Raw genomic sequence first — 4,076 nt, forward strand, 5'->3', positions numbered from 1 at the left:
CCTGGCCGACGCCCACCCCGTCGTCACTGATTGAAAGCGTCTGCATACCCTCTGCCCGCTCCAGGTCGATCCAAATGCGGCGGCAGTGGCTATATTTCAGCGCGTTGTTGACTGCTTCCTGTGCCGCACGGTAGAGGTTGATCTGCATCAGCGGATCCTGGCAGTCCACATCTGGCGCGATCCACAGCACGCAATCCACGCAATTGAGCGTGCGAGCCGTCTCTGCCAGCGCATGCAGCGCGGCCGCAAGGCCACCATATTCCATGGCGACCGGATCCAGCCCATGAGCAATCCGGCGGGTCATCAAGGATGCCTGCTTCACCAATCCGACGATGGTAGCGGCGTCGGCGGAGGCTGGGTGGCCCTGCGTCTGCAGTTTCTGTTTCAAGGCGGCGCTGTACAGACCCAGGCTGGTCAGGTGTTGCCCAAGCCCGTCATGCAGTTCCCGACCGATAAGTCTTTGCTGCTGATCGCCGACCTGGATCAGTTCCTCTTCCAACAGACGGCGTTGCGCCATCTCCTCCTTCAGTTCACTGTTTGTTTTCTCCAGATCTTCGGTTCGCTCCTGCACGCGCCGTTCCAATTCGATGTGGGATGCCTGCAGCAGGCTATGGACGCGCTGCTCCTGAGCACGTGCCGCCACCAGCAGCAGTCCGGTTACCGCCATGACATTCGCGAAGGTGCACCACCTCACGAGGCTATCCACCGGAGATTCGGCGGCGAAGGGGCCGGTGCCGTGGGTGGTACCCCAGATGGCCATGACTGAAACCATCAAGGTCGCGATGCTGGTGCCCAGATGATTGAAGCGCAGAGCAGCCCAGATAACGAACGGAAAGATCGCCAGGGCGGCGGGATAGTAGCCGTGTCCGGCAAGTTGCGGGGCGCCGAAGATGAGGTAGCTCACCCCTAAGGTCGCAACCGTCAGTCCGCACGCCTCTACGGTCTGCCCCGCGGAGCGGACAGGGTTCGAATAGGTGAGGAAGCTGAGCAGGGGAGGAGCCACCACCAGCACGCCCATCATGTCACCGAGCCACCATTTCAGAAAGGCTGCGCCGTACTCGGTGATCGGCAGCAGCCCCCCTCCAAGCAGGGCGGTCGCGCCAATCAGCGAACTTACTGCCGTGCTCACCACCGCAGCCAGGCCGATGAAGGCCAACACGTCCCTGATGCGGTCGAGGGTGATCCGGAATCGGGCCGCGCGCTTCAACAATATTGCTGACGTCGACGCTGCGACCATAGCGCCGGTGCCAATCAACGCGGCCACGCCTACTGGCACCCCCCCCGACAGGTTGGCGAGGAAGGAGCCAATGGCAATTCCGGGGGCAACTGCGAAGCCCAGAGCGAGCAGCGCAACAAGAGCGATGCCGCTGGAAGGCCACACCAGAGACACTGCGCCGCCCACTACCGCATAGGCAAGTCCTAGCCTTGCGCCTGCGAAATACGCCAATGCCACAAGCCCGGTGTACAGGAAGAGGCTGATTCTGGAATTGACCCGAGTGGTAACCATTATTCGCTTCAAATCCTGAAGGACAGGTTCTTGTGGGCGTCAAGAGGTTCTTTCGTCAGACGACGTTCTTGTACCAATTGACCATCGGTTCGAAGCGGCGAGGGCGGTAGACGACGTCCGCGATTTTGAAAGGCCGCATGCGATCCGTAAATTTGCTCCGTAAATTTCGGGATGCGGTGAGAACGGCTGAAATTTCAGATTAACAGTTGTGGGGCAACGGTCCAGCATAGGTCGTGATTTTTCTGGCGCAAAGCCGACCGATTCCCCGAACGTTAGGCAACGCACATACGAGCGATGACCGCAGTGTCCTTAAAGTGGCCCTTGAGCTAAAAGCTCGTCGAATGGCGAGAACGGGTCGGGTCGAGCCTGTCGCCGGCCGGCGAAGGTCAGTCAACAAGAGCCGGTGACGAACGGGCGTCGAGCGCCTGAAATCAGTTTGATACCGGCCGCTCGGCGATGGGTGCCGAGGATGCGGTACGGAGCCTCTTTAGCATGCAGGAGGCCGTCGACGGACACAACGCCGTGAATTGTCTGCATAGCCGCACTTCGCCGGGGACGTCTTCGCGACTCACCCGCTCGTAACCCGCTCGCTCGAAAAATTGCTCTGCCGTCGTTGTCAGTAGCCAAACATCTTGTCGCCCGCAGGAGCGTGCGTTGTCTTCGAGGCGTGCCACCAGTGCACGTGCGATTCCTGTTCCACGCGCCTCCTGCGCGACAGCAAGTGACCTCAACAGCACGCTAGAGCCGAGCTGTTCAAGTCCGCCAATGCCGATAACCGATCCGCTTGCACTTTCTGCAACCAGAAATCCTTCGATGAGCGCGCTCGAAACATCTTCTACAGGCAAGTTATTCGCGCGTAAAAGGCTTTGGATCTCGCACAGGTCGGCCTCATCGGCTATTCGTATTTGCATGGCGGCATACTCACTCGAAATTGACTTGGCGGCCACCGCGCTTTTTCTCGGAGACGAGACGTGTCGCCAGGATGAACGCAACGGCTGAAACCAGCGACACCAGCAACACGGTCCATTCGACAGGGAGATAATTTCCCCCGACCGTCCAGATCGCAGCGGCGGAAATCGGCGCAATGCCCTTGGCAATATTTGAGGGCATCGAGAGCAGTCCGCTCACGGCTCCATAACCCTCTGTCCACATCACATCCTGCACGATCGTTCCGCGCAGGATCGTCATCATGCCGTTGGCGCCGCCGTAGACGATCGCAAACAGGATAAGTAACGCCGGCGACGTGCCGGCGCACATCAGAACGATGACCGAAGCCGGGAAGGCGGTCGTAATCACCATACCCACGATCGAAGGCCGCAGGTTACGGCCTATCGTGAACCACAACACGCGCGCCAGAACCTGTGCCGGCCCGATAACAGCCATCGTTGTCAGGATCAGTGCCGGCGACACGTGCCGCTCCATCATCAGTGGTACGAGATGGAACGTGAGCGCGGCGAATGTCGCGTAATAGGCTGTGAAGCACACCGCGAGTGCCCAAAATGTTGGCGTGCGTAGTGCGCGCTGTGTAGCCGTTGCATTGACAGTTTTCTGCGTCGCCTTGTAATTTGATTCGTCATCGCGCGGCGCATCTCGGCCGATGGCAAAAATGTGCAGCGGCAAGCAGATTGCCAGATTGAACGCGGCCAGCACGAGCAATGCGCCCCGCCAACCGCACCATTCGATAAGGCCCTGGGTTAGCGGGATGAAAACCGTACTGGCAAAACCGGCTACCAGAGTGATCAGCGTGATCCTGGTGCGAAAGCTGTCAGGGAAATCGCGTGTGACCACCGCGAAGACCGGATCGTAGAGCGTGGCAGCCATCGCAACGCCAAGACCGGCCCAGACGACGAACAGTATCGCGAGGCTATGAGCCTGCGACCACAGCGCCAACATCGCTGCAGCGAGGATAGACCCGCAGACCATGACGCGCCGGCCGTGGCCGTGATCGATCCAGGTTCCGATGGGATAAGCCGCAAGTCCCGAGATCAGCAGACCGGTCGAGAGCGCTGCACTTGTGGCGGTCCGGCTCCAGCCCAGCGCACTTTCCATCGGTACGACAAACAGCGAGAACGCGTAATAGATCGAACCCCATGACACGAGTTGCGCGGCTGCGAGCGCCCATGTCGCGATAGCGCCGCGGGCGCCGTCACTCCGTTTCGCCGTCATCGGGAAGATCCTGTGTCATTTGCGGACCCTGCGTCCTTCGCTATCGATGACCTTTTCACCGTCCTCCTTTGCAAAAGCGTCTTTTTGCGCTGCAAGCAGGATATCGAGAACGAGCTCAGACGGGCGGCACAGGCGCACGCCAAGCGATGTCACGACGAAAGGCCGGTTGATGAGGATCGGGTGTTCCTGCATAGCGTCAAGCAATTGCTCATCGGTCAGGGAGGCATCACTGAGGCCAAGATCGGCGTAGGGGGTGCCCTTTTCACGTAACACGGCGCGCACCGTCAGGCCCGCGCGTGCGATGAGCGCTTTGAGCACGTGCCGCGTCGGCGGGGTTTTCAGGTATTCGACGATCACTGGCTCGATCCCCGCGTTGCGGATCATGGCCAGCGTGTTGCGCGAC

At 60.1% G+C, this 4,076-nt stretch carries 4 protein-coding genes; all 4 read right to left on the reverse strand.

Annotated elements, in window-relative coordinates:
• The coding region (locus tag AWB69_RS44835) for an MASE1 domain-containing protein (RefSeq protein WP_062093175.1) at window positions 1–1,507 on the reverse strand (1,507 nt) is incomplete at its 3' end.
• A gap of 431 nt (window positions 1,508–1,938) precedes the next feature.
• Window positions 1,939–2,454 carry an arsenic resistance N-acetyltransferase ArsN2 gene (gene arsN2, locus AWB69_RS44840; protein WP_231937458.1) on the reverse strand — a complete coding sequence of 172 codons (516 nt, stop codon included), beginning with the start codon at window positions 2,452–2,454 and terminating at the stop codon, window positions 1,939–1,941.
• A complete protein-coding gene (locus AWB69_RS44845) occupies window positions 2,429–3,673 on the reverse strand; it encodes an MFS transporter (RefSeq protein ID WP_062093177.1) in 1,245 nt (414 codons plus the stop codon). The genes arsN2 and AWB69_RS44845 overlap by 26 nt, the downstream gene beginning before the upstream one ends.
• A gap of 15 nt (window positions 3,674–3,688) precedes the next feature.
• On the reverse strand, window positions 3,689–4,076 hold a 388-nt coding region (gene arsC / locus AWB69_RS44850; protein ID WP_062093178.1), incomplete at its 5' end, for an arsenate reductase (glutaredoxin).

The sequence above is a fragment of the Caballeronia udeis genome, from assembly GCF_001544555.2.
Taxonomy (GTDB): Bacteria; Pseudomonadota; Gammaproteobacteria; order Burkholderiales; family Burkholderiaceae; genus Caballeronia; species Caballeronia udeis.